Origin of the sequence: Streptococcus mitis NCTC 12261 (assembly GCF_000148585.2) — a bacterium.
GTDB classification, from domain to species: Bacteria; Bacillota; Bacilli; order Lactobacillales; family Streptococcaceae; genus Streptococcus; species Streptococcus mitis.
This window is the reverse complement of the sequence record NZ_CP028414.1, coordinates 1,500,277-1,525,450: the sequence shown is the minus strand read 5'-3', so window position 1 is coordinate 1,525,450 and position 25,174 is coordinate 1,500,277. Positions and strand designations below refer to the sequence as shown.

Genomic DNA, 25,174 nt, shown 5'->3' with positions numbered 1-25,174 from the left:
TAAAGAAAGGTGTAAAAATGACCACAGCTTTAATTATGGGCTATTCTAATTTTGACTTGGGTGTCTTTAATGAAAAAGATATCAGGTTAAAAATTATAAAGAAAGCCATTCGCCGTGATTTAGAAAGTTTAGCAGAAGAAGGGATTAAATGGCTGGTATTTACAGGGAACTTGGGATTCGAATCCTGGGTTCTGGATGTCGCAAATGAAATGAAAGAAGAATATGATTTCAGCCTAGCGACGATTTTTGATTTTGAAACGCACGGGGACAATTGGAATGCAGCGAATCAGCTTAAACTTAGCCAATTTAAGCAAGTAGATTTTGTTAAATATGCCTATCCCAAATATGAACATACAGGGCAACTGCGTGATTACCAACGATTTTTATTGGAAAATACTGATTTAGCTTATTTTTTCTATGACCCAGAAAATGAGACCAAATTAAAATTTATGGATAACTTGATGAAAAATCAGGAAGGTTATCGCATAAAAAGGCTAACGTTTGAAGACTTAAATGAGCTAGCAGAAAATTTTTCTGAAAAGTAAGCCTTTGACCTTGATTTTTGTTTGCCTTTTTTTATATAATAATACTATTAGAAACCGAGAATGGAGAGAGAGATGGCAAGTATTATTTTTTCAGCAAAAGATATTTTTGAGCAAGAGTTTGGACGTGAAGTCCGTGGATATAGTAAGGTTGAAGTTGATGAATTTTTGGACGATGTCATCAAGGACTACGAAACTTATGCTGCCTTAGTCAAGTCTCTCCGTCAAGAAATTGCAGAGTTGAAGGAAGAATTGTCTCGCAACCCTGAATCTGCACCGGTTCAAGCAGAACCACTTGAAATGACAGCAACAACTTCTATGACGAATTTTGACATTTTGAAACGTCTAAATCGTCTTGAGAAAGAAGTGTTTGGCAAACAAATTTTAGATAACTCTGATTTGTAAGAGATTATTTGAAAAGTGCAATTTTTGGATAATCGCGTGAGGAGAATTTCTTTTCATGAGGAAAGTCCATGCTAGCACAGGCTGTGATGCCTGTAGTGTTTGTGCTAGGCGAAACCATAAGCCTAGGGACGAGAGATCGTTACGGCAGTTGAAATGGCTAAGTCTTCGGATAGGTCAGAGTAGGCTTGAAAGTGCCACAGTGACGGAGTCTTTCTGGAAACGGAGAGAGTGGAACGCGGTAAACCCCTCAAGCTAGCAACCCAAATTTCGGTCGGGGCATGGAGTGCACGGAAACGAACGTAGTACTCTGACTGCTATCAGCTATAGGCTGTTAGTGGTAGACAGATGATTATCAAAGGAAGTGGTCCTAGTCACTTCTGGAACAAAACATGGCTTATAGAAAATTGCATATAGGTTGGGGCTGAGAAATTTTCTCAACCTCATTTTTTAAAGTGGACATATAGAAAGGTCTTATAAGACTGAAAATGAAAAAAGAATTTAATTTAATCGCGACTGCTGCAGCGGGTCTTGAGGCTGTCGTTGGTCGTGAAGTACGAGAGTTGGGCTACGATTGTCAGGTTGAAAATGGCCGTGTTCGTTTTCAAGGAGACGCGAGAGCCATCATCGAAACCAACCTCTGGCTTCGTGCAGCAGACCGTATTAAGATTATCGTTGGATCTTTCCCTGCTAAGACTTTTGAGGAGCTGTTTCAGGGAGTTTTTGCTCTAGATTGGGAAAATTATTTACCGCTTGGGGCTCGTTTTCCGATTTCAAAAGCCAAATGTGTTAAATCTAAACTTCACAATGAGCCAAGTGTTCAGGCTATTTCTAAGAAAGCTGTTGTTAAGAAGTTGCAGAAACACTATGCCCGTCCAGAAGGGGTTCCTCTGATGGAAACTGGTCCTGAGTTTAAGATTGAGGTCTCTATTCTGAAAGACATAGCAACTGTCATGATTGATACGACAGGGTCTAGCCTCTTTAAACGTGGTTATCGTACCGAAAAAGGGGGAGCTCCTATCAAGGAAAACATGGCGGCAGCCATTTTGCAACTCTCTAACTGGTATCCAGATAAGCCCTTGATTGATCCGACCTGTGGTTCAGGAACTTTCTGTATCGAGGCAGTTATGATTGCTAGGAAGATGGCTCCTGGTCTTCGTCGCTCCTTTGCCTTTGAGGAATGGGATTGGATTAGTGATCGCTTGATCCAAGAAGTTCGCACAGAAGCAGCTAAGAAAGTGGATCGTGAGTTGGAACTGGATATCATGGGATGTGACATCGATGCACGTATGGTGGAAATTGCTAAGGCCAATGCTCAATCAGCAGGTGTTGCAGGAGATGTTACATTTAAGCAGATGCGCGTGCAGGATTTGCGTTCTGATAAAATAAATGGAGTGATTATCTCTAACCCACCTTATGGTGAACGCTTGTCAGATGATGCAGGAGTTACCAAGCTTTATGCTGAAATGGGTCAAGTATTTGCACCGCTGAAAACGTGGAGCAAGTTTATCTTAACCAGTGATGAAGCCTTTGAGACCAAGTACGGTAGTCAGGCGGATAAGAAACGTAAGTTGTATAATGGAACTTTAAAAGTTGATTTGTATCAATATTTTGGTCAGCGTGTGAAACGACAAGAAGTAAAGTAGAAAGGAAAAACTCATGAGTAAGAAAAGACGGAATCGTCATAAAACAGAACATAAAGAAGCGCAATTTGATTTTGATGATGCTAAAGAGCTAACGGTTGGAGAAGCCATGCGAAAAAATGAAGAGGTGGAAGCAGGTGTGTTGCCTGGAGATTCTATCTTGGACAAGTATGTGAAACAACATAAAGATGAAATTGAGGCAGATAAGTTTGAAACACGTCAGTTTAGCAAGGATGATTTAGTTGAAAAAGAAGAGGTAGAGGAGACTCAGACTCTGGATAATTTGCTTCAAGAGCTTCGTGAGGAAACAGGAGTAACTTCTCCAGCTCCAGAAGATGAATTGAATCAGTTTGATGATTTAGAATTAACACGAGTTTCAGAAGCTCCTCTTGTCGAAGAATTTGAGAAGGAAGAGGTACCATTAGTTGGAACGGAAGAGGCTCTCACACGTTCTCGAGTCACAGATAGTGAAGATGGAAAAAGTAAGAAGAAATGGGTGCTTTACGGTATTCTAGCAGCCTTAGTGGTTCTTATCCTTGGAACTGGTTATTATGTTTATCGTCAAGTGGCTCGTTCAACCAAGGAAATCCAAACTTCTCAATCAACTACAAACACGCAGCCAGATGTGGAAGAATTCAATAATTTATATGATGCCTTCTATACAGATAGCAACAAAACGGCTTTAAAAAATAGCCAGTTTGATAAACTGAGTCAACTGAAAACCTTGCTTGATAAGTTAGAAGGTAGTCGTGAATATACGCTTGCAAAATCTAAGTATGATAGCCTAGCAACTCAAATCAAGGCCATTCAAGATGTCAATGCTCAATTTGAGAAGCCAGCTATTGTGGATGGTGTCTTGGATACTAACGCTAAAGCTAAATCGGATGCTAAATTTACAGATATTAAAACTGGAAATACGGAGCTTGATAAAGTTCTAGATAAGGCTATCAGTCTTGGTAAGAGCCAGCAAACAAGTGCTTCAAGCTCAAGTTCAAGTGAAACTAGCAGCTCAAGCTCTAGTCAAGCAAGCGAAAATACTGCTAGTGAGACAAGCCCAAGTAGTTCAAATACTGCCTCAACTGAAACGAGAAGTACCCGCAGTGAAGTCAATATGGGTGTATCAAGTGCAGGAGTTGCTGTTCAAAGAAGTGCGAGTCGTGTTTCTTATAACCAGTCTGCTATTGATGATAGCAATAATTCTGCCTGGGATTTCGCGGATGGTGTCTTAGAACAAATTCTAGCGACTTCACGTTCACGTGGTTATATCACTGGTAACCAATATATCCTTGAGCGTGTTAATATCGTTAATGGCAATGGTTATTACAACCTCTACAAACCAGATGGAACCTATCTCTTTACCCTTAACTGTAAGACAGGATACTTTGTTGGAAATGGTTCTGGACATGCGGATGACTTGGACTACTAAGCAGTCGTTACAAAATTCTTTCTTTTCAAAAGTAAAAATGATAAAATAAAACAAATTAAACAAGAGGAGTGTCAAATGACAAAAGCTAACTTTGGTGTTGTTGGTATGGCCGTAATGGGTCGTAACCTTGCCCTTAATATTGAATCTCGTGGTTACACAGTTGCTATTTACAACCGTAGTAAAGAAAAAACTGAAGATGTAATTGCTTGCCATCCTGAAAAGAACTTTGTACCAAGCTATGACGTTGAAAGTTTTGTAAACTCAATCGAAAAACCTCGTCGTATCATGCTCATGGTTCAAGCTGGACCTGGTACAGATGCTACAATTCAAGCCCTTCTTCCACACCTTGACAAAGGTGATATCTTGATCGACGGAGGAAACACTTTCTACAAAGATACCATCCGTCGTAATGAAGAATTGGCAAACTCAGGTATCAACTTTATCGGTACTGGAGTTTCTGGTGGTGAAAAAGGTGCTCTTGAAGGTCCTTCTATCATGCCTGGTGGACAAAAAGAAGCATACGAATTGGTTGCGGATGTTCTTGAAGAAATCTCAGCTAAAGCACCAGAAGATGGCAAACCATGTGTGACTTACATCGGTCCTGATGGAGCTGGTCACTATGTGAAGATGGTCCACAACGGTATCGAGTATGGTGACATGCAATTGATCGCAGAAAGCTATGACTTGATGCAACACTTGCTAGGCCTTTCTGCAGAAGATATGGCTGAAATCTTTACTGAGTGGAACAAGGGTGAATTGGACAGCTACTTAATCGAAATCACAGCTGATATCTTGAGCCGTAAAGACGATGAAGGTCAAGCTGGACCAATCGTAGACTACATCCTTGATGCTGCAGGTAACAAGGGAACTGGTAAATGGACTAGCCAATCATCACTTGACCTTGGTGTGCCATTGTCACTCATCACTGAGTCAGTATTTGCACGTTACATTTCAACTTACAAAGAAGAACGTGTGCATGCAAGCAAGGTTCTTCCAAAACCAGCTGCCTTCAACTTTGAAGGAGACAAGGCTGAGTTGATTGAAAAGATCCGTCAAGCCCTTTACTTCTCAAAAATCATTTCATACGCACAAGGTTTTGCGCAATTGCGTGTAGCTTCTAAAGAAAACAACTGGAACTTGCCATTTGCAGATATCGCATCTATCTGGCGTGATGGCTGTATCATCCGTTCTCGTTTCTTGCAAAAGATTACAGATGCTTACAACCGTGATGCAGACCTTGCTAACCTTCTTTTAGATGAATACTTCTTGGATGTCACTGCTAAGTACCAACAAGCAGTGCGTGATATCGTAGCTCTTGCTGTTCAAGCTGGTGTACCAGTACCAACCTTCTCAGCAGCTATTACTTACTTTGATAGCTACCGTTCAGCTGACCTTCCAGCTAACTTGATCCAAGCGCAACGTGACTACTTTGGTGCCCACACTTACCAACGTAAAGACAAAGAAGGAACATTCCACTACTCTTGGTATGATGAAAAATAAGTAGGTCTGCCATGGGGAAACGGATTTTATTACTTGAGAAAGAACGAAATCTAGCTCATTTTTTAAGTTTGGAACTCCAAAAAGAGCAATACCGAGTTGATCAGGTTGAGGAGGGGCAAAAAGCCCTCTTCATGGCTCTTCAGACAGACTATGACTTGATTTTATTGAATGCTCGTCTGGGGGATATGACAGCCCAGGATTTTGCAGATAAGCTGAGTCGTACTAAGCCAGCCTCAGTCATCATGGTCTTGGACCATCGTGAAGAATTGCAAGATCAGATTGAGGCAATCCAACGCTTTGCCGTTTCTTACATCTATAAGCCGGTTATTATTGACAATTTGGTGGCCCGTATTTCAGCGATTTTCCGAGGTCGGGACTTTATCGACCAACACTGTAGTCAGATGAAGGTTCCAACGTCTTATCGCAATCTGCGTATGGATGTAGAACATCATACCGTTTATCGTGGCGAAGAGATGATTGCTCTGACCCGTCGTGAGTATGACCTCTTGGCTACTCTTATGGGAAGCAAGAAAGTTCTGACTCGTGAGCAGTTATTGGAAAGTGTCTGGAAGTATGAAAGTGCGACCGAAACAAATATCGTGGATGTCTATATCCGTTATCTACGTAGCAAGCTTGATGTAAAAGGTCAAAAAAGCTACATTAAAACCGTGCGTGGTGTCGGTTACACCATGCAAGAATAGAAAAGCAGTTGCAGTTATGTAACTGCTTTTTTTGAGGGGTGTTCTATATATTGACATGCGATTTTGTATTTGCTACAATCAGCTATGGAGGATAGGTCTAATGAAAATAATAAAAAAATTGATGCAAATCGCATTAGTATTCTTTTTCTTTGGTTTACTGGCAACAAAGGCAGTATTGGCGGATGATGCTGATTCAGAAGGTTGGCAATTTGTCCAAGAAAATGGTAGAACTTACTACAAGAAGGGTGACATCAAAGAAAAGGCTTGGCGAGTGATTGATGGCAAGTACTATTATTTTGATCATGTATCAGGAGAGATGGTTGTTGGCTGGCAATATATCCCGTTTCCGTCTAAAGGTAGTACAATTGGTCCTTACCCAAATGGTTTAAGATTAGAATTTATGCCAATGCCAAGATGGTATTACTTTAATCAAGATGGGGTCCTACAAGAATTTGTTGGCAAGCAAGTTTTAGAGGCAAAAACTGCTACAAATACCAACAAACATCATGGGGAACAATATGATAGTCCAGCAGAGAAACGAGTCTATTATTTTGAAGATCAACGTAGTTATCACACCTTAAAAACTGGTTGGATTTATGATGAGGGACACTGGTATTATTTACAAAAGGATAGTGGCTTTGATGCTCGTATCGACAGTTTGACGGTTGGGGAGCTAGTGCGTGGTTGGACCAATGATAACTCAACTTGGTACTATCTAGATCCAACAACTGCTACAATGCAAACTGGTTGGGAACAACTTGGCAATAAGTGGTACTACCTCCGCTCATCAGGAGCAATGGCAACTGGCTGGTATCAGGAAGGCTCAACTTGGTACTATTTAGATGCTGAAAATGGCGATATGAAAACAGGCTGGCAATACCTCGGTAACAAGTGGTACTATCTCCGTTCATCAGGAGCTATGGCAACTGGTTGGTTCCAGGTCAATGGCAAATGGCACTATGCTTATAGCTCAGGTGCTTTGGCAGTGAATACGACCGTAGATGGCTACTACGTCAACTACAATGGCGAATGGGTTCAATAATGAAAGAGGCGATTGTGAAGGAAACAATCGCTTTTTTTGTGAAAATATAATAGAATAGATAGGAGAGAATAAATACTTGTAGGAAAAAATAATACTCTTCGAAAATCAAATTCAAACCACGTCAGCGTCGCCTTACCGTAGCTATGGTTACTGACTTCGTCAGTTCTATCCACAACCTCAAAACAGTGTTTTGAGCAACCTGCGGGTAGCTTCATAGTTTGCTTTTTGATTTTCATTGAGTATGAGACGGCTTTTTCGTCTAGTAAAAGGAAAATATGACAAAAAAAGTTGGTGTCGGTCAGGCACATAGTAAGATAATTTTAATTGGGGAGCATGCAGTCGTTTACGGTTATCCGGCTATTTCCCTGCCTCTTTTGGAGGTGGAGGTGACTTGTAAGGTAGTTCCTGCAGCGAGTCCTTGGCGTCTCTATGAAGAGGATACCTTGTCCATGGCAGTTTATGCTTCTCTGGAGTATTTGAATATCAAAGAAGCCTGCATTCGTTGTGAGATTGACTCGGCTATCCCTGAGAAGCGGGGAATGGGTTCGTCAGCGGCTATCAGCATAGCGGCCATTCGTGCGGTTTTTGACTACTATCAGGCAGAACTGCCTCATGATGTATTAGAAATCTTGGTCAATCGGGCTGAGATGATTGCTCATATGAATCCTAGTGGTTTGGATGCTAAGACCTGTCTCAGTGACCAGCCTATTCGATTTATTAAGAATGTAGGATTTACAGAGCTTGAGATGGATTTATCTGCCTATTTGGTGATTGCTGATACGGGTGTTTATGGCCATACTCGTGAAGCTATTCAAGTGGTTCAAAACAAGGGCAAGGATGCCCTACCGTTTTTGCATGCCTTGGGAGAATTGACCCAGCAGGCAGAAGTTGCGATTTCACAAAAAGATGCTGAAGGACTGGGACAAATCCTTAGTCAAGCGCATTTACATCTAAAAGAAATTGGTGTTAGTAGCCCTGAGGCGGATTCTCTAGTTGAAACGGCTCTTAGCCATGGTGCTCTGGGTGCCAAGATGAGCGGTGGTGGGCTAGGAGGCTGTATCATAGCCTTGGCAACCAATTTGACTCAAGCTCAAGAACTAGCAGAAAGATTAGAAGAGAAAGGAGCTGTTCAGACATGGATAGAGAGCCTGTAACAGTACGTTCTTACGCAAATATTGCTATTATCAAATATTGGGGAAAGAAAAAAGAAAAAGAGATGGTGCCTGCTACTAGCAGCATCTCTCTGACTTTGGAAAACATGTACACAGAGACGGCCCTGTTGCCTCTACCGACGGATGCGACTGCTGATGTCTTTTACATCAATGGTCTGCTACAGAGTGAGGCGGAGCATGTCAAGATGAGCAAGATTATTGACCGTTACCGTCCAGCTGGTGAGGGCTTTGTTCGAATTGATACTCAAAATAATATGCCTACGGCAGCGGGCTTGTCATCAAGTTCTAGTGGTTTGTCTGCCTTGGTCAAGGCTTGTAATGCTTATTTCAAGCTTGGATTGACTCGGAGCCAGTTGGCACAGGAGGCTAAGTTTGCCTCAGGCTCTTCCTCTCGGAGTTTTTATGGACCACTAGGTGCTTGGGATAAGGATAGCGGAGAAATTTACCCTGTAGAGACAGACTTGAAACTAGCTATGATTATGTTGGTACTAGAGGACAAGAAAAAACCAATCTCTAGTCGTGATGGGATGAAACTTTGTGTGGAGACATCGACGACCTTTGATGACTGGGTGTGTCAGTCTGAGAAGGATTATCAGGATATGCTGCTTTATCTCAAAGAGAATGACTTTGCCAAGGTTGGGGAATTAACGGAGAAAAATGCCCTGGCTATGCACGCTACGACCAAAACAGCATCACCAGCCTTTTCTTATCTGACCGATGCAAGCTATGAAGCCATGGACTTTGTCCGTCAGCTTCGCGAGCAAGGAGAATCCTGCTACTTTACCATGGATGCAGGTCCCAATGTCAAGGTCCTATGTCAAGAGAAAGACTTGGAGCATTTATCAGAAATCTTCGGTCAGCGTTACCGCTTGATTGTGTCAAAAACAAAGGATTTGAGCCAAGATGATTGCTGTTAAAACTTGCGGAAAACTCTATTGGGCAGGTGAATATGCTATTCTAGAACCAGGGCAGTTGGCCTTGATAAAGGCTATTCCCATCTATATGAGGGGAGAGATTGCTTTTTCTACTCACTACCGTATCTACTCAGATATGTTTGATTTCGCAGTAGATTTGACACCAAATCCTGACTATAGCTTGATTCAAGAAACGATTGCTTTAGTGGAAGATTTCCTCGTTTATTGTGGGCAGACTTTGCAACCTTTTTCTTTGGAAATCCGAGGAAAAATGGAAAGAGAAGGGAAAAAGTTTGGTCTAGGTTCTAGCGGTAGCGTTGTTGTTTTGGTCATCAAGGCTCTGTTGGCTCTGTATAATCTTTCGGTTGATCAGGATCTCTTGTTCAAGCTGGCCAGTGCTGTCTTGCTCAAGCGCGGAGACAATGGTTCTATGGGGGACATTGCCTGTATTGTGGCAGAGGATTTGGTTCTCTACCAGTCATTTGATCGCCAGCAGGTAGCAACTTGGTTGGAAGAAGAAAAGTTGGCGACAGTTTTGGAACGTGATTGGGGATTTTCAATTTCACAAGTGCAACCAGCCCTAGAATGTGATTTCTTAGTGGGATGGACCAAGGAAGTGGCTGTATCTAGTGATATGGTTCAACAAATCAAGCAAAATATCAATCAGAATTTTTTAAGTTCCTCAAAAGAAACGGTGGTTTCTTTGGTAGAAGCCTTGGAGCAGGGGAAAGTTGAAAAAATTATCGAGCAAGTAGAAGTGGCCAGTCAACTTTTAGAAGGCTTGAGCGTAGATATTTACACGCCTTCGCTTAGACAGTTGAAAGAAGCCAGTCAAGATTTGCAGGCTGTTGCCAAGAGTAGTGGCGCTGGTGGTGGTGATTGTGGTATTGCCTTGAGTTTTGATGAGCAATCAACTGAAACCCTAAAAAATCGTTGGGCCGATCTGGGGATTGAGCTCTTATACCAAGAAAGGATAGGACATGACGACAAATCGTAAGGATGAGCACATCCGCTATGCCCTTGAGCAGAAAAGTTCCTATAATAGCTTTGATGAGGTGGAGTTGATTCATTCTTCCTTGCCTCTTTACGATCTAGATGAAATCGATCTGTCGACAGAATTTGCTGGTCGAAAGTGGGACTTTCCTTTTTATATCAATGCTATGACGGGTGGAAGCGATAAGGGAAGAGAAATCAATCAAAAACTAGCTCAGGTGGCGGAAGCCTGTGAAATTTTGTTTGTGACGGGCTCTTATAGCGCAGCCCTCAAAGATCCAGCAGATGACTCTTTTTCTGTCAAGTATGATCATCCAAATCTCCTTCTTGGAACCAATATTGGATTGGATAAGCCGGTTGAACTTGGTTTGCAGACTGTGACGGAGATGAATCCCTTACTTTTACAAGTGCACGTCAATGTCATGCAGGAATTACTCATGCCCGAGGGAGAAAGGAAGTTTAGAAGCTGGCAATCGCATCTAGCAGACTACAGCAAACAAATCCCTGTTCCTATTGTCCTCAAGGAAGTGGGCTTTGGAATGGATGCCAAGACCATCGAGAGAGCCTATGAATTGGGCGTTCGAACCTTTGACCTGTCAGGTCGTGGTGGTACCAGTTTTGCCTATATTGAAAATCGCCGCAGTGGGCAACGTGATTACCTCAATCAATGGGGGCAATCTACCATGCAGGCCCTTATCAATGCCCAAGACTGGAAAGACAAGGCTGAACTCTTAGTTAGTGGAGGTGTTCGCAATCCGCTGGATATGATTAAGTGTTTGGTCTTTGGTGCTAAGGCTGTAGGACTCTCTCGAACAGTTCTAGAATTGGTTGAAACCTACACAGTTGAAGAAGTGATTGGCATTGTCCAAGGCTGGAAAGACGATCTGCGTTTGATCATGTGTGCCCTTAATTGTGCCACCATAGCAGATTTGCAAAAAGTAGACTATCTTCTTTATGGAAAATTAAAAGAAGCAAAGAATCAGATGAAAAAGGCGTAACCACCGCCTTTTTTTCCATCCTCAGACTGAGGTGACTTTTTTGAAGTGTGATAAAATAGAAGGGAGAGGATGAACCTATGAGAAAATTTAAAATCTTTTTATTTATCGAAGCCTGTCTTTTGACAGGAGCTCTGATTTTGATGGTTTCAGAGCATTTTTCGCGTTTTCTGCTGATTTTATTCCTCTTTTTGCTTTTGATTCGCTATTACACTGGTAAAGAGGGCAATAATCTTCTTTTAGTGGTGGCAACCATTCTCTTCTTTTTCATCGTCATGCTCAATCCTTTTGTGATTTTAGCTATTTTTGTTGCGGTTATATACAGCCTCTTTCTTCTTTATCCGATGATGAACCAGGAAAAAGAGCAGACCAATTTGGTGTTTGAAGAGGTGGTAACGGTTAAGAAGGAGAAAAATCGTTGGTTTGGCAATCTCCATCATTTTTCAAGCTACCAGACTTGCCAGTTTGATGATATCAATCTCTTTCGTCTCATGGGCAAGGACACCATTCATCTGGAGAGGGTCATTCTAACCAATCATGACAATGTCATTATCCTTAGAAAGATGGTAGGCACGACCAAAATCATCGTACCTGTAGATGTGGAAGTCAGTCTCAGCGTTAACTGTCTCTATGGGGATTTGACTTTTTTCAACCAGCCCAAGCGAGCCCTCCGTAATGAACACTATCATCAAGAAACAAGAGACTATCTCAAGAGTAACAAGAGTGTCAAGATTTTCTTGACCACTATGATTGGCGATGTTGAGGTGGTTAGAGGATGAAAAAACAAGCTTATGTAATGATTGCTCTCACCTCCATCTTGTTTGTCTTGTTTTTCTCCCACAGCTTGCTGGAAATCCTTGACTTTGACTGGTCTATTTTCTTGCATGATGTCGAAAAAACAGAAAAATTTGTCTTTTTGTTGTTGGTATTCAGCATGTCCATGACCTTTCTCTTAGCCCTGTTTTGGCGAGGTGTTGAAGAGCTTTCTCTAAGAAAAATGCAGGCTAATCTCAAGCGTTTGTTGGCAGGGCAAGAAGTAGTTCAGGTTGCAGATCCAGATTTGGATGCCAGTTTCAAGTCCTTGTCTGGCAAACTTAACCTTTTGACAGAAGCACTTCAAAAGGCTGAAAATCACAGCCTTGCTCAGGAAGAGGAAATCATTGAGAAGGAAAGAAAGCGGATTGCTCGGGATTTGCACGATACAGTCAGTCAGGAGTTGTTTGCGGCCCACATGATTTTATCGGGTATCAGTCAGCAGGCTTTGAAATTGGATAGAGAAAAGATGCAGATCCAGTTGCAGAGTGTCACAGCTATTTTAGAAACAGCCCAGAAGGACTTGAGAGTCTTGCTCCTGCACTTGCGACCAGTTGAACTGGAGCAGAAGAGCTTGATAGAAGGGATTCAAATTCTCCTAAAAGAGCTTGAAGACAAGAGTGATCTTAAAGTTGCTTTCAAGCAAAATGTGACGAAATTGCCTAAGAAAATCGAGGAGCATATCTTCCGCATCTTGCAAGAATTGATCAGCAATACCCTCCGCCATGCCCAGGCATCTTGTCTGGATGTCTATCTCTATCAGACAGATTTTGAATTGCAACTGAAGGTGGTGGATAATGGGATTGGTTTCCAGTTAGGGAGTTTAGATGACTTGAGTTATGGACTACGCAATATCAAGGAGCGGGTTGAAGATATGGCAGGGACGGTTCAGTTATTAACAGCTCCCAAGCAAGGGCTGGCAGTTGATATCCGTATTCCCCTGCTCGATAAGGAATGATAAAGGAGTAAAGATGAAAATTTTACTAGTAGATGACCATGAAATGGTCCGATTGGGCTTGAAAAGCTACTTTGACCTCCAAGACGATGTAGAAGTTGTGGGTGAGGCTACCAACGGATCTCAAGGCATTGACTTAGCCTTGGAATTGCGTCCAGATGTCATTGTCATGGATATCGTTATGCCTGAGATGAATGGGATTGACGCGACCTTGGCTATCCTCAAAGAATGGCCTGAAGCCAAGATTTTGATTGTGAGCTCTTACTTAGACAATGAAAAAATCATGCCTGTCTTAAATGCTGGTGCTAGGGGATATATGCTCAAGACTTCTAGTGCAGACGAACTACTCCATGCTGTTCGTAAGGTGGCTGCTGGCGAGTTGGCCATTGAGCAAGAGGTCAGCAAAAAAGTCGAATACCACCGCAATCACATAGAACTACATGAGGACCTGACTGCGCGTGAGCGAGATGTTCTCCAACTTATCGCCAAGGGCTACGAAAATCAGCGTATAGCAGACGAACTTTTTATCTCTCTCAAGACGGTCAAGACCCATGTGTCTAATATCCTAGCCAAACTTGAAGTCAGCGATCGTACCCAGGCTGCAGTCTATGCCTTTCAGCACCACTTGGTGAGGCATGAGGAGTTTTAGATGAGTCTAGCAGATTTGCTTGTGGAGCTAGAAGCCGCAAAAGATTCTCAAAAAGCAGGGGCCATGGAAGCCTATATGCGCCATCAATTTTCCTTTCTAGGCATTGCGGCGCCTGAAAGAAATAAACTCTATAAAAAATACTTTCCAAAAGCGAAAAAAACAAGGGCCATCGATTGGGATTTTTTAGATACTTGCTGGGAAAAAGAGTATAGAGAATACCAGTATGTAGCTGCTAATTATTTGAAAGCAATGCAGTCTTATCTAAAGGACAGCGATTTGCCTAAGCTAGAGCAGTTGGTTGTTACCAAGTCTTGGTGGGATACGGTGGATATCCTAGATCGAGTAGTAGGGAGTTTGGTGTATGACAAGCAGGAACTGGAAAAAATAATTCTCCAATGGAGCCTGTCAGACAATATCTGGTTGAGACGCGTCGCTATTGACCACCAGTTGTTAAGAAAAGAGAAGACCAATGTTCAATTACTGGAAAAGATTCTGCTTCATAATTTGAATCAAACAGAATTCTTTATCAATAAAGCCATTGGCTGGGCTCTGAGAGACTACTCCAAAACGAATCCAGCTTGGGTAGCATGCTTCATTGAGAAAAACAAGGAAAGAATGGCTGACCTTAGTATCAAAGAAGCAAGCAAGTACCTCTCCCATCATTGAAAAGCGCATTCATTACTTGAAAAAAGTCGTCCATTTATGTTATAATAGACTGTATTTAAAAAATTTTAAGGAGAAATGACAGAATGTCTGTATCATTTGAAAACAAAGAAACAAACCGTGGTGTCTTGACTTTCACCATCTCTCAAGACCAAATCAAACCAGAATTGGATCGTGTCTTCAACTCAGTGAAGAAATCTCTTAATGTTCCAGGTTTCCGTAAAGGTCACCTTCCACGTCCTATCTTCGACAAAAAATTTGGTGAAGAGTCACTTTACCAAGACGTTATGAACGCTCTTTTGCCAAACGCTTATGAAGCAGCTGTAAAAGAAGCTGGTCTTGAAGTCGTTGCACAACCAAAAATTGACGTAACTTCAATGGAAAAAGGTCAAGACTGGGTTATCACTGCTGAAGTCGTTACAAAACCTGAAGTAAAATTGGGTGACTACAAAAACCTTGAAGTATCAGTAGATGTAGAAAAAGAAGTAACTGACGCTGACGTTGAAGAGCGTATCGAACGCGAACGCAACAACTTGGCTGAATTGGTTATCAAGGAAGCTGCTGCTGAAAATGGCGACACTGTTGTCATCGACTTCGTTGGTTCTATCGATGGTGTTGAATTTGATGGCGGAAAAGGTGAAAACTTCTCACTTGGACTTGGTTCAGGTCAATTCATCCCTGGTTTCGAAGACCAATTGGTAGGTCACTCAGCTGGCGAAACTGTTGATGTTATCGTAACATTCCCAGAAGACTATCAAGCAGAAGATCTTGCAGGTAAAGAAGCTAAATTCGTAACAACTATCCACGAAGTAAAAGCTAAAGAAGTTCCAGCTCTTGACGATGAACTTGCAAAAGACATCGACGAAGAAGTTGAAACACTTGCTGAATTGAAAGAAAAATACCGTAAGGAATTGGCTGCTGCTAAAGAAGAAGCTTACAAAGATGCAGTTGAAGGTGCAGCAATTGATAAAGCTGTAGAAAACGCTGAAATCGTAGAACTTCCAGAAGAAATGATCCACGAAGAAGTTCACCGCTCAGTAAACGAATTCCTTGGAAACTTGCAACGTCAAGGTATCAACCCTGACATGTACTTCCAAATCACTGGAACTACTCAAGAAGACCTTCACAAACAATACGAGGGAGAAGCTGAGTCACGTACTAAGACTAACCTTGTTATCGAAGCAGTTGCCAAAGCTGAAGGATTTGATGCTTCAGAAGAAGAAATCCAAAAAGAAGTTGAGCAATTGGCAGCAGACTACAACATGGAAGTTGCTCAAGTACAAAGCTTGCTTTCAGCTGATATGTTGAAACACGACATCACAATTAAAAAAGCTGTTGAATTGATTACAAGCACAGCAACAGTTAAATAATCTTATACTCTTCGAAAATCTCTTCAAACCACGTCAGCGTCGCCTTACCGTACTCAAGTACAGCTTGTGGCTAGCTTCCTAGTTTGCTCTTTGATTTTCATTGAGTATTAATAAACAAAAATCCCACCTGAATTGGTGGGTTTTCTTATGCACTATTTTCCAAAAATCTCTTTGAGGTCTGCGTCTGTAATCCCAATCATGGCTGGTATACTGTCCCAGTTTTCTTCTGTCAGGATGTAGGATTGTTCAGAGGTACTTGATGTGGCAGTTTCAGAGACAGCTGGTTGCTTTTCTTCAACATTTTCCAATAAATCACTGAAGCGTTCAATCAGATAGGTTTTTCGGGCAGTTCCGATATGTTGGGTAGCATAATCAAAGGCCTGTAATTCGCCTAGTAAGATAAGCTTGCTTTTGGCGCGTGTAATGGCTGTGTAGATGAGATTGCGCTCCAGCATACGCCTGCTAGCACTGGTGATAGGTAGGATAACAACAGGGAACTCACTTCCCTGCGATTTATGGATACTCATGGCATATGCCAAGCGAATCTTGTACCATTCGTTACGTGGGTAAGAGACTTCGTTGCCGTCAAAATCAATGACAATCTCATCTTGTTTCGACTCAGTATATTTGCCGGGAATCAGGTCTGTGATAGCTCCCAAATCCCCATTAAAGACATTGATTTCAGCATCGTTGACCAAATGAATGACCTTGTCGCCCTTACGATAGTGGCACTGGGGAGCTTCAAAACTGAGCTGATTTTTTTGTGGTGGATTGAGCAGGTCTTGCATGAGCTGATTGATAGCATCAATTCCTGCCGTCCCTCGGTACATGGGAGCCAGAACTTGGATATCACGGGCAGGAATACCACTTCTGAGGGCAGCACCTAAGATTTTTTCAATCGTAGCTGGAATATGGCCACTAGCAATTTCAAAGTAGGAACGGTCTGCTTTTTTCTGGGTGAAATCAGCTGGCAAGATGCCCTGTCGAATTTGACTAGCTAGGGTGACGATGGTTGATTCTTCGCTTTGCCTGTAAATTTTTTCCAAGCGAGTCTGAGGAATCAAGGGAATATGAAGCAGATCAGCTAGAACTTGTCCAGGACTGACAGAAGGCAACTGGTCGCTGTCGCCCACGATGAGGATTTTACTGTTAGAAGAGATGTTGGAGAAGAGTTGATTGGCCAGCCAAGTATCCACCATGGAAAATTCATCCACGATGATAAAGTCAGCATCCAGATAATCTTCCAGATGACTGGTATCATCGTCACCTGTCATTCCTAAATGTCGGTGTATGGTCGCGCTAGGCAAACCTGTCAATTCATTCATGCGGCGAGCTGCTCGTCCAGTTGGAGCAGCAAGAAGAATCGGCAGGTTGCTTTTTTTCCTGAGGTCAAGTCCTTCTAAAAGGGCATAAACAGCGATGATTCCATTGATAACAGTCGTCTTACCCGTACCGGGCCCACCTGTCAGGATAAAGACCTTGTTCTGGATAGCGTCGCAGATAGCCTGTTTTTGAATGATATCATACTTAATCCCCAGATCTTCTTCGACAGTAGTGATATGTTTTTGAATGGTTTTTAAATCCTGGCTCTTCTGTTTTCCTTTTTCAAGGATACGGACCAAGTGACTGCGGATGCCTTCCTCAGCGAAAAAGAGGCTGTTGTCAAAAATTTTGGTATCAATCTGCTGAATCTTGTCTTCTTCAATCAGGTAGGAGAGCTCTTGGGCCACTTGGCTGGGATCCAGTTCCACGGGACGAGAAGACTCAAGGAGAGTAAGGGTTTGTTCCAGCAAATCCCGTGCTTCAACATAGGTGTCCCCTGTTTCCATACAGGTCTGAAAAAGACTGTGAACTAGACCGGCACGAAAGCGTTCAGGAGCCTGACTTTCGATGCCTAGTTCTTCTGCTAATTGGTCAGCAATAGTAAAGCCCAAACCCTTGATATCTTCAACTAGTTGGTAGGGATAATTTTCAACCACGTCAAGGGTTTTTTCCTTGTAAAAGTCTTGAATCTGAAAGGCTAATTTATTGGGAATGCCGTAGTTGGCTAGTTTGGCCAAGACCATCTCGGTTCCGTAGTTGAGACGAAGAGTTGAGACGAAGGCCTCGCGATTTTTGGCAGAGAGTCCTGCAATGCCTTCTAACTTTTCTGGGTGTTGCAAAATTTCGTCAATGGTATTGCCGCCATAGGTATCTACAATTTTTTGAGCTGTTTTGAGACCAATTCCCTTGAAATGGCTACTTGAAAAGTACTTGACCAAGCCCTTGCTAGTTGGTTTTGCGCGTTCATAACGACTGATTTGCAGTTGCTCCCCATACTTGGAGTGCTGGACAATTTGTCCCCAAAAAGTATAGTCTTCTCCCTCAATCACATCAGCCATGGTGCCCGTGACAATGATTTCAAAATCATCAAAATCCTCTGCGTCTGTATCGTCGATTTCTAGGAGAAGGATGCGATAAAAATTGCTGGGATTTTCAAAAATAATCCGTTCAATAGTTCCTGAAAAATAAACTTCCATAAGATTCCTTTGCATAAATAGGTGAGAGTTAATACTCTTCGAAAATCAAATTCAAACCACGTCAGTTTCGCCTTGCCGTACTCAAGTACAGCCTGCGGCTAGCTTCCTAGTTTGCTCTTTGATTTTCATTGAGTATAACTTTGTTTCTATCCTAGTTAGACTGGGTAGAGAATAATCATCTTCTTACGATAGAAGAAGAGGCTGAGATTCTTGATTCTCGGCCTCTTAGGTCTCTTAAAATGTTCCGATACGGGTGATTGGCCAGAAGCGGAATTTAGCTTCCCCTGTGATATCTTTTGCTTTGAAGGTACCTACGTGGCGGCTGTCGCTAGAAACCAGGCGGTCGTCTCCGAGGAGAAGGTATTCTCCTTCTGGGACAGTAAAGCTAAAGTTGGTGTTATAGTTGACATCAACTGTGAAGGCTTGGGCTTTTTGAGCGATACTTCTAAAGAAAGTTCCTTTATTTCCTTCAAAGCCCTTGCCTGAGTAGGTGCTTTGGAGTTTGTCATCCTTGAAACGTTTGATGTAGTCAGCTAAGTAAGGCTCATCCGTCTCTTTATCATTGATGTAAAGTTTATCATTTTCATAACGGACGGTATCGCCAGGCATTCCGATGACACGCTTGACGATGTCTTTATTGCCATCTTCCTCATGGGCCACCACGATATCAAAACGGTCAATAGGAAGGTGCTTAACAACAAAGAGGATTTCGCCATCCGCTAGAGTCGGATCCATGGAATGTCCTTCTACGCGGACATTACTCCAAAAAAAGATACGGCTCAAAGCTAGTAATGACAGAATCAGGAGGAACAATCCCCACTCTTTTAGAAATGTTTTAAAAGAATACATAACTTACCTTTCTAAGCGTTTTTTCGCTTTTTCAGTATTTTTAAAGTGCAGTTTGGCGCAGAAGTTAAGTCCCTGCATACCATAGGCTTGCAAAATCTGGCTAGCCACCTTGTCAGATGCCGTTCCAGCTCCACTTGGAAGTTGATAGCCCAGTTCTCGTCCCAGATTTTCTAGATTTTCCAGAAAGAGATCACGCGCAATGATAGAAGAAACTGCGACAGCCAAGTATTTGCCCTCAGCCTTTTCTTCTAGGCTGATAGGATTGCTGAAACGATTGGCCTCTTGTGCCAAGTACTTGTCATAATTTTTAGCACTGGTAAAGGCATCAATCACAATTTTCTCAGGCTGAAGACCTTTTTTAAGGAGGAGATAGATAGCCTGATTATGGAGGGCAACCTTAACCGAAACAGCGTTGTAGCGGTCTCCGATGACCTCGTTGTACTTGCTTGGTGAGAGCAGCAGTGCCTGGTGCTGGATTTTTTCTTTGAGGATAGGGGCAATCTGACGGATTTTTAGGTCGGTCAGAGTTTTAGAATCCCCCACACCAAGTTTTCGCAAGAAGGCATGCTGGTCAGGTGTGACAAAGGAAGCCACAACTGCAAGCCCACCAAAGTAGGAACCATTTCCCACCTCATCTGTCCCAATTAAAGGGAAATTTTGTCCCCTGTTTTCCTCTACAACTTGATATCCAAAGAAACGAGCGTATTTCTCAGCTCCTTCACCCTGAAGCAAGACCTTTCCAGAAGTATAGATAGAAGCCGTTGCTTGAGGTAGTCGCAAAAAGTAGCGAATATAGGGATTCTTGCTGGGAGCTAGACTGGTTTGATAGTGTTCAAGAAAAGCCTGAATCTCCTTTTCACTTGGTGTGAGTGTTATACTTGCCATAGTTTCTATTGTATCATAAAAGCAGGCAAATTTGTAAAAACTGACAAAATTAGCGAATTTTGGTATAATATCGTGAGGTGAATTTTATGGCAAATCTAAATCGGTTCAAATTTACATTCGGAAAAAAATCACTAACCTTGACAAGCGAGCATGATAATCTCTTTATGGAGGAAATCGCTAAGGTTGCGACAGAAAAATACCAAGCAATTAAAGAACAAATGCCTAGTGCAGATGATGAAACAATCGCTCTTTTGTTGGCAGTCAACTGTTTGTCAACTCAACTCAGCCGTGAGATTGAATTTGATGATAAGGAGCAAGAATTAGAAGAACTCCGTCACAAGCTCGTGACTTGCAAGCAAGAACAGAGCAAGATTGAGGATTCCTTATGATTTCATTCTTTCTTCTATTGGTCTTGGCTTGGGGATTTTATATCGGCTATCGGAGAGGCCTGCTCTTACAGGTTTATTACCTGATTTCAGCCATGGCATCGGCTTTTGTGGCTGGCCAGTTTTATAAGGGACTTGGAGAGCAATTTCATTTGCTGCTCCCTTATGCAAATCCGCAGGAAGGTCAGGGAACTTTCTTTTTCCCATCGGATCAACTCTTTCAGTTGGATAAGGTCTTTTACGCAGGGATCGGCTACTTGCTTGTATTTGGGATTGTCTATAGCATCGGTCGTTTGCTTGGTCTCCTTTTGCACTTACTTCCTAGTAAAAAACTGGGTGGTAAGTTGTTCCAAGTTTCAGCAGGGATCTTGTCCATGTTGGTGACCTTATTTGTCTTGCAAATGGCCTTGACCATCTTGGCGACCATCCCCATGGCAGTTATACAAAATCCTCTTGAAAAGAGTATCGTCGCAAAACACATCATCCAGAGCATACCGGTAACAACCAGTTGGCTCAAACAAATCTGGGTGACAAATTTAATCGGATAAAAAGGGCAGGAGTTTTCCTAGCCCTTTGTTTACAGATTGACTAGAATCTATCAGAATGTAAAAAGCTACCACACCTAGACATTCAAAGACAAGGAAATAAAGATGAATAAGAAAATATTAGAAACATTAGAGTTCAATAAGGTCAAGGCCTTGTTTGAGCCTCATTTGTTGACCGAGCAGGGCTTGGAGCAATTGAGACAGCTGGCTCCGACTGCTAAAGCGGATAAAATTAAACAGGCGTTTGCTGAGATGAAGGAAATGCAGGCTCTTTTTGTTGAGCAACCGCATTTTACCATTCTTGCAACCAAGGAAATCGCAGGAGTCTGCAAGCGGTTGGAGATGGGAGCGGACCTCAATATCGAGGAGTTCCTACTTTTGAAGCGCGTGCTTCTTTCTAGCAGAGAACTACAAAGTTTTTATGATAATCTGGAAAATGTCAGCTTGGAAGAATTAGCCCTTTGGTTTGAAAAATTACACGATTTTCCGCAATTACAAGGAAATCTCCAAGCCTTTAATGATGCAGGTTTCATTGAAAATTTTGCCAGTGAAGAATTGGCGCGAATCCGTCGAAAAATCCATGATAGCGAGAGTCAGGTCCGTGATGTTTTGCAGGACCTGCTCAAGCAAAAAGCGCAGATGTTGACGGAAGGTATTGTTGCCAGCAGAAATGGCCGTCAGGTTTTACCAGTTAAAAACACCTACCGCAATAAGATTGCAGGTGTCGTTCATGATATTTCTGCCAGCGGAAACACCGTCTATATCGAACCCCGTGAGGTGGTCAAACTGAGCGAAGAGATTGCTAGTTTGCGAGCAGATGAGCGCTATGAAATGCTTCGCATTCTCCAAGAAATTTCTGAACGTGTCCGCCCTCATGCGGCTGAGATTGCCAATGATGCTTGGATTATCGGCCATCTGGACTTGATTCGTGCCAAGGTTCGTTTTATCCAAGAAAGGCAAGCAGTCGTTCCTCAGCTGTCAGAAAATCAGGAGATTCAACTGCTCCATGTCTGCCACCCTTTGGTCAAAAATGCCGTCGCAAATGATGTCCATTTTGGTCAAGATTTAACAGCCATTGTCATTACAGGTCCCAATACAGGTGGGAAGACCATCATGCTTAAAACTCTGGGCTTGACACAGGTTATGGCCCAGTCAGGTTTGCCGATTTTGGCAGATAAGGGAAGCCGTGTTGGTATTTTTGAAGAAATCTTTGCCGATATTGGAGATGAGCAATCTATTGAACAGAGCTTGTCTACCTTCTCTAGCCACATGACCAATATTGTGGATATTCTTGGCAAGGTTAACCAACATTCACTTTTACTCTTGGATGAGTTGGGAGCTGGTACAGACCCTCAAGAAGGAGCTGCTCTTGCCATGGCTATTCTGGAAGACCTTCGCCTGCGTCAAGTCAAGACAATGGCGACCACCCACTATCCAGAACTCAAGGCCTATGGTATCGAGACAGCCTTTGTGCAAAATGCCAGCATGGAGTTTGATACTGCGACTCTACGCCCGACCTATCGCTTTATGCAGGGTGTGCCTGGTCGAAGCAATGCTTTTGAAATTGCTAAACGTTTAGGATTATCTGAAGTTATCGTAGGAGATGCCAGTCAGCAGGTCAATCAGGACAATGATGTCAACCGAATCATTGAACAACTGGAAGAGCAGACGCTAGAAAGTCGCAAACGCTTGGACAATATCCGTGAGGTGGAGCAAGAAAATCTTAAGATGAACCGTGCTCTCAAAAAGCTCTACAATGAGCTCAATCGTGAAAAGGAAACCGAGCTTAACAAGGCGCGTGAACAGGCTGCTGAGATTGTGGACATGGCCCTCAGTGAGAGTGACCAGATTCTCAAAAATCTCCACAGTAAATCTCAACTCAAGCCCCACGAAATCATTGAAGCCAAAGCCAAGTTGAAAAAATTGGCTCCTGAAAAAGTAGATTTGTCTAAAAACAAGGTTCTTCAAAAGGCCAAGAAAAAACGAGCTCCAAAGGTGGGAGATGATATCGTGGTTCTCAGTTACGGTCAGCGTGGTACCTTGATCAGTCAACTCAAGGACGGTCGCTGGGAAGCCCAAGTTGGCTTGATTAAGATGACTTTAGAAGAGAAAGAATTTGACCTTGTTCAAGCCCAGCAAGAAAAGCAAGTCAAGAAGAAACAGGTCAATGTTGTGAAACGAACTTCTGGTCGTGGACCACAAGCCAGACTGGACCTTCGAGGCAAACGTTATGAAGAGGCCATGAATGAGCTAGATGCCTTTATCGACCAAGCCTTGCTTAATAATATGGCTCAAGTTGATATCATCCATGGTATCGGAACAGGTGTCATCCGTGAAGGTGTCACTAAATACCTACAAAGAAACAAACATGTCAAGAGTTTCGGCTATGCCCCGCAAAATGCTGGAGGCAGTGGTGCGACCATTGTGACGTTTAAAGGATAGAAGTATTCCGAGCTTTATACAGTAAAAACTGTTGAATTAAGTTTTACTAATAAACACATTGACAAAAGCCAACATTTTTTGTAAAATAAGAATCAATTAAATACCAACACCGAATGAAGTTTAATAGAAGTGGGGAATCGTTTGATTTTCCATGACTGTAAATGGACGGAACTCTGGAGAGACCGTAAAGGCACCGAAGGGGCAAGGCAGGCAACTGCTCAAACTCTCAGGTAAAAGGACAGAGCTAGGATAGACCGCTTTTTAGCATTTATCTAAGCATTCCAGAGTACATGTATCTTGCATGTGCTCTTTCTTTTGGGGTTGAAAAGATAGGAGAAGGAAATGTTAGAATTGCTTAAATCAATTGATGCTTTTGCTTGGGGTCCACCCCTCTTGATTCTATTGGTCGGGACAGGGATTTACCTAACTGCTCGTCTAGGCCTCTTGCAGGTTTTGCGTTTGCCTAAGGCCTTTCAGCTTATTTTTACTAAGGACAAGGGGCATGGCGATGTATCCAGCTTTGCGGCCTTGTGTACAGCCCTAGCAGCGACAGTTGGTACGGGAAATATTATCGGGGTGGCGACGGCTATCAAGGTCGGTGGCCCAGGAGCCCTCTTTTGGATGTGGATGGCCGCTTTCTTTGGAATGGCTACCAAGTATGCGGAAGGACTACTAGCTATCAAATACCGTACCAAGGATGACCATGGTGCAGTAGCGGGAGGTCCGATGCACTATATCCTTCTAGGGATGGGAGAAAAGTGGCGTCCCCTTGCTATCTTCTTTGCCCTGGCAGGTGTCTTAGTGGCTTTATTGGGGATCGGGACCTTCACCCAGGTCAACTCGATTACAGAATCTATCCAGAATACAACAACTATTTCGCCAGCAATCACAGCTCTTGTGTTGTCTGTATTTGTAGCGATTGCAGTCTTTGGTGGACTCAAGTCCATTTCAAAGGTTTCAACTACCGTTGTTCCTTTTATGGCCATCATCTATATTTTGGGAACTCTTACAGTTATTTTCTTTAATATTGGGAAAATCCCTGCTACAATCGCTTTAATCTTGACATCAGCATTTAGTCCTGTTGCTGCGGTAGGTGGATTTGCAGGTGCTAGCATTCGAATGGCTATTCAAAATGGTGTAGCGCGTGGTGTGTTTTCAAACGAATCTGGTCTGGGTTCTGCTCCCATTGCAGCTGCTGCCGCTAAGACAAATGAACCGGTAGAGCAGGGCTTGATTTCCATGACAGGAACCTTTATTGACACCCTCATCATCTGTACTCTGACTGGTTTGACCATCTTGGTAACTGGTGTTTGGAGTGGTGACTTGAATGGGGTGGCTTTGACTCAGTCAGCCTTCTCAACAGTCTTTTCACACTTTGGACCTGCCCTTTTGACCATCTTCCTTGTGCTCTTTGCCTTTACAACGATTCTAGGTTGGAACTATTACGGGGAACGTTGTTTTGAGTTTCTCTTTGGGGTTCGCTTTATCTGGCTCTACCGTGTGGTTTTTGTACTCATGGTCTTGCTGGGAGGATTCATCGAGTTGGATATGGTTTGGATTATCGCAGATATTGTCAATGCTTTGATGGCTCTACCAAACTTGATTGCCCTCTTAGTTTTATCTCCAGTTGTTATTGCTGAAACTAAAAAGTATTTTAATAAATAATGGAATCACACATCTCGTGTGATTTTTTGCTTTCATAAAAAATTTCTATCAGTGCAATTTAAAATATATATTATACACGGTATAGAATCTGTGATAGACTAGA

At 42.6% G+C, this 25,174-nt stretch carries 23 protein-coding genes, 1 other RNA gene and 1 riboswitch; of the genes, 21 read left to right on the top strand and 3 right to left on the bottom strand.

Annotation, left to right across the window (positions count from 1 at the left end; all coding sequences use genetic code 11):
- Positions 1–17: 17 nt before the first annotated feature.
- From SM12261_RS07735 to tig, 17 genes are all read left to right on the top strand, one after another.
- Complete coding sequence (locus SM12261_RS07735) at positions 18–545, top strand: SLOG family protein (RefSeq protein WP_004239174.1); 528 nt, start codon at positions 18–20, stop codon at positions 543–545.
- A 72-nt stretch (positions 546–617) separates the two neighbouring features.
- Complete coding sequence (gpsB, locus tag SM12261_RS07730) at positions 618–947, top strand: cell division regulator GpsB (protein ID WP_000146535.1); 330 nt, start codon at positions 618–620, stop codon at positions 945–947.
- Positions 948–967: 20 nt separating this feature from the next.
- Positions 968–1,349: RNase P RNA component class B (gene rnpB / locus SM12261_RS07725), an RNA gene on the top strand.
- An 83-nt stretch (positions 1,350–1,432) separates the two neighbouring features.
- On the top strand, positions 1,433–2,590 hold the full coding sequence (locus SM12261_RS07720; RefSeq protein ID WP_000711362.1) for a THUMP domain-containing class I SAM-dependent RNA methyltransferase: 1,158 nt from the start codon (positions 1,433–1,435) through the stop codon (positions 2,588–2,590).
- Positions 2,591–2,603: 13 nt separating this feature from the next.
- Positions 2,604–4,013: a cell division site-positioning protein MapZ gene (mapZ, locus tag SM12261_RS07715; protein ID WP_000039297.1), complete on the top strand. Its 1,410-nt coding sequence runs from the start codon at positions 2,604–2,606 to the stop codon at positions 4,011–4,013.
- Between the two features lie 75 nt (positions 4,014–4,088).
- Positions 4,089–5,513 carry an NADP-dependent phosphogluconate dehydrogenase gene (gene gndA / locus SM12261_RS07710; protein WP_000158771.1) on the top strand — a complete coding sequence of 475 codons (1,425 nt, stop codon included), beginning with the start codon at positions 4,089–4,091 and terminating at the stop codon, positions 5,511–5,513.
- 11 nt (positions 5,514–5,524) lie between these two features.
- Positions 5,525–6,214 (top strand): response regulator transcription factor, encoded by a 690-nt coding sequence (locus tag SM12261_RS07705; RefSeq protein WP_000518021.1) that lies wholly within the window; start codon positions 5,525–5,527, stop codon positions 6,212–6,214.
- Positions 6,215–6,314: 100 nt separating this feature from the next.
- The gene (locus SM12261_RS07700; protein WP_078228276.1) at positions 6,315–7,256 is read left to right on the top strand and encodes an N-acetylmuramoyl-L-alanine amidase family protein; all 942 of its coding nucleotides are present in this window, start codon (positions 6,315–6,317) and stop codon (positions 7,254–7,256) included.
- A 275-nt stretch (positions 7,257–7,531) separates the two neighbouring features.
- Complete coding sequence (gene mvk / locus SM12261_RS07690; protein ID WP_000163302.1) at positions 7,532–8,410, top strand: mevalonate kinase; 879 nt, start codon at positions 7,532–7,534, stop codon at positions 8,408–8,410.
- On the top strand, positions 8,392–9,345 hold the full coding sequence (gene mvaD / locus SM12261_RS07685) for a diphosphomevalonate decarboxylase (RefSeq protein ID WP_000373450.1): 954 nt from the start codon (positions 8,392–8,394) through the stop codon (positions 9,343–9,345). Before mvk ends, mvaD begins: the two co-directional genes overlap by 19 nt.
- On the top strand, positions 9,332–10,339 hold the full coding sequence (locus SM12261_RS07680; protein WP_000562409.1) for a phosphomevalonate kinase: 1,008 nt from the start codon (positions 9,332–9,334) through the stop codon (positions 10,337–10,339). The genes mvaD and SM12261_RS07680 overlap by 14 nt, the downstream gene beginning before the upstream one ends.
- Positions 10,323–11,333 carry a type 2 isopentenyl-diphosphate Delta-isomerase gene (gene fni, locus SM12261_RS07675; protein WP_000210642.1) on the top strand — a complete coding sequence of 337 codons (1,011 nt, stop codon included), beginning with the start codon at positions 10,323–10,325 and terminating at the stop codon, positions 11,331–11,333. Before SM12261_RS07680 ends, fni begins: the two co-directional genes overlap by 17 nt.
- A gap of 77 nt (positions 11,334–11,410) precedes the next feature.
- Positions 11,411–12,109 carry a cell wall-active antibiotics response protein LiaF gene (gene liaF / locus SM12261_RS07670; protein ID WP_001224652.1) on the top strand — a complete coding sequence of 233 codons (699 nt, stop codon included), beginning with the start codon at positions 11,411–11,413 and terminating at the stop codon, positions 12,107–12,109.
- Positions 12,106–13,101: an envelope stress sensor histidine kinase LiaS gene (locus SM12261_RS07665; protein ID WP_000743694.1), complete on the top strand. Its 996-nt coding sequence runs from the start codon at positions 12,106–12,108 to the stop codon at positions 13,099–13,101. The genes liaF and SM12261_RS07665 overlap by 4 nt, the downstream gene beginning before the upstream one ends.
- 13 nt (positions 13,102–13,114) lie before the next feature.
- Positions 13,115–13,747: a response regulator transcription factor gene (locus tag SM12261_RS07660; RefSeq protein ID WP_000698442.1), complete on the top strand. Its 633-nt coding sequence runs from the start codon at positions 13,115–13,117 to the stop codon at positions 13,745–13,747.
- Positions 13,748–14,413: a DNA alkylation repair protein gene (locus SM12261_RS07655; RefSeq protein WP_000050044.1), complete on the top strand. Its 666-nt coding sequence runs from the start codon at positions 13,748–13,750 to the stop codon at positions 14,411–14,413. It begins immediately after the preceding gene.
- 83 nt (positions 14,414–14,496) lie between these two features.
- Positions 14,497–15,780 carry a trigger factor gene (tig, locus tag SM12261_RS07650; protein ID WP_000116485.1) on the top strand — a complete coding sequence of 428 codons (1,284 nt, stop codon included), beginning with the start codon at positions 14,497–14,499 and terminating at the stop codon, positions 15,778–15,780.
- Between the two features lie 152 nt (positions 15,781–15,932).
- Here the strand turns inward: tig and recD2 are convergent, their stop codons facing one another.
- From recD2 to rnhC, 3 genes are all read right to left on the bottom strand, one after another.
- On the bottom strand, positions 15,933–18,299 hold the full coding sequence (gene recD2 / locus SM12261_RS07645; RefSeq protein ID WP_000454517.1) for an SF1B family DNA helicase RecD2: 2,367 nt from the start codon (positions 18,297–18,299) through the stop codon (positions 15,933–15,935).
- Positions 18,300–18,533: 234 nt separating this feature from the next.
- Positions 18,534–19,148 carry a signal peptidase I gene (gene lepB, locus SM12261_RS07635; protein ID WP_004239180.1) on the bottom strand — a complete coding sequence of 205 codons (615 nt, stop codon included), beginning with the start codon at positions 19,146–19,148 and terminating at the stop codon, positions 18,534–18,536.
- A gap of 3 nt (positions 19,149–19,151) precedes the next feature.
- Entirely contained in the window at positions 19,152–20,033 is an 882-nt protein-coding gene (rnhC, locus tag SM12261_RS07630) for a ribonuclease HIII (protein ID WP_000146882.1), read from the bottom strand.
- An 86-nt stretch (positions 20,034–20,119) separates the two neighbouring features.
- Between rnhC and zapA the strand changes: the two genes are divergently transcribed.
- The 4 genes from zapA (at position 20,120) to SM12261_RS07610 (ending at position 25,071) form a co-directional block, all read left to right on the top strand.
- Entirely contained in the window at positions 20,120–20,422 is a 303-nt protein-coding gene (gene zapA, locus SM12261_RS07625; protein WP_000002019.1) for a cell division protein ZapA, read from the top strand.
- On the top strand, positions 20,419–20,967 hold the full coding sequence (locus tag SM12261_RS07620) for a CvpA family protein (RefSeq protein ID WP_000622765.1): 549 nt from the start codon (positions 20,419–20,421) through the stop codon (positions 20,965–20,967). The genes zapA and SM12261_RS07620 overlap by 4 nt, the downstream gene beginning before the upstream one ends.
- Before the next feature lie 102 nt (positions 20,968–21,069).
- A complete protein-coding gene (locus SM12261_RS07615; RefSeq protein WP_001035049.1) occupies positions 21,070–23,406 on the top strand; it encodes an endonuclease MutS2 in 2,337 nt (778 codons plus the stop codon).
- 163 nt (positions 23,407–23,569) lie between these two features.
- Positions 23,570–23,658: riboswitch (glycine riboswitch) on the top strand.
- 90 nt (positions 23,659–23,748) lie between these two features.
- Positions 23,749–25,071, top strand: coding sequence for an alanine/glycine:cation symporter family protein (locus SM12261_RS07610; RefSeq protein ID WP_000891462.1), 1,323 nt, complete (start codon positions 23,749–23,751; stop codon positions 25,069–25,071).
- The last annotated feature ends 103 nt before the right edge of the window (positions 25,072–25,174 follow it).

Bases quoted from the DNA above. Each gene is read 5' to 3' on its own strand.
- SM12261_RS07720 (WP_000711362.1), top strand. From the start codon at position 1,433: ATGAAAAAAGAATTTAATTTAATCGCGACTGCTGCAGCGGGTCTTGAG.
- gndA (WP_000158771.1), top strand. From the start codon at position 4,089: ATGACAAAAGCTAACTTTGGTGTTGTTGGTATGGCCGTAATGGGTCGT.
- SM12261_RS07620 (WP_000622765.1), top strand. From the start codon at position 20,419: ATGATTTCATTCTTTCTTCTATTGGTCTTGGCTTGGGGATTTTATATC.
- SM12261_RS07610 (WP_000891462.1), top strand. From the start codon at position 23,749: ATGTTAGAATTGCTTAAATCAATTGATGCTTTTGCTTGGGGTCCACCC.
- SM12261_RS07680 (WP_000562409.1), top strand. From the start codon at position 9,332: ATGATTGCTGTTAAAACTTGCGGAAAACTCTATTGGGCAGGTGAATAT.
- SM12261_RS07615 (WP_001035049.1), top strand. From the start codon at position 21,070: ATGAATAAGAAAATATTAGAAACATTAGAGTTCAATAAGGTCAAGGCC.
- tig (WP_000116485.1), top strand. From the start codon at position 14,497: ATGTCTGTATCATTTGAAAACAAAGAAACAAACCGTGGTGTCTTGACT.
- mapZ (WP_000039297.1), top strand. From the start codon at position 2,604: ATGAGTAAGAAAAGACGGAATCGTCATAAAACAGAACATAAAGAAGCG.
- SM12261_RS07660 (WP_000698442.1), top strand. From the start codon at position 13,115: ATGAAAATTTTACTAGTAGATGACCATGAAATGGTCCGATTGGGCTTG.
- mvaD (WP_000373450.1), top strand. From the start codon at position 8,392: ATGGATAGAGAGCCTGTAACAGTACGTTCTTACGCAAATATTGCTATT.
- fni (WP_000210642.1), top strand. From the start codon at position 10,323: ATGACGACAAATCGTAAGGATGAGCACATCCGCTATGCCCTTGAGCAG.
- mvk (WP_000163302.1), top strand. From the start codon at position 7,532: ATGACAAAAAAAGTTGGTGTCGGTCAGGCACATAGTAAGATAATTTTA.
- SM12261_RS07655 (WP_000050044.1), top strand. From the start codon at position 13,748: ATGAGTCTAGCAGATTTGCTTGTGGAGCTAGAAGCCGCAAAAGATTCT.
- SM12261_RS07705 (WP_000518021.1), top strand. From the start codon at position 5,525: ATGGGGAAACGGATTTTATTACTTGAGAAAGAACGAAATCTAGCTCAT.
- SM12261_RS07665 (WP_000743694.1), top strand. From the start codon at position 12,106: ATGAAAAAACAAGCTTATGTAATGATTGCTCTCACCTCCATCTTGTTT.
- lepB (WP_004239180.1), bottom strand. From the start codon at position 19,148: ATGTATTCTTTTAAAACATTTCTAAAAGAGTGGGGATTGTTCCTCCTG.
- SM12261_RS07735 (WP_004239174.1), top strand. From the start codon at position 18: ATGACCACAGCTTTAATTATGGGCTATTCTAATTTTGACTTGGGTGTC.
- liaF (WP_001224652.1), top strand. From the start codon at position 11,411: ATGAGAAAATTTAAAATCTTTTTATTTATCGAAGCCTGTCTTTTGACA.
- SM12261_RS07700 (WP_078228276.1), top strand. From the start codon at position 6,315: ATGAAAATAATAAAAAAATTGATGCAAATCGCATTAGTATTCTTTTTC.
- recD2 (WP_000454517.1), bottom strand. From the start codon at position 18,299: ATGGAAGTTTATTTTTCAGGAACTATTGAACGGATTATTTTTGAAAAT.
- zapA (WP_000002019.1), top strand. From the start codon at position 20,120: ATGGCAAATCTAAATCGGTTCAAATTTACATTCGGAAAAAAATCACTA.
- rnhC (WP_000146882.1), bottom strand. From the start codon at position 20,033: ATGGCAAGTATAACACTCACACCAAGTGAAAAGGAGATTCAGGCTTTT.
- gpsB (WP_000146535.1), top strand. From the start codon at position 618: ATGGCAAGTATTATTTTTTCAGCAAAAGATATTTTTGAGCAAGAGTTT.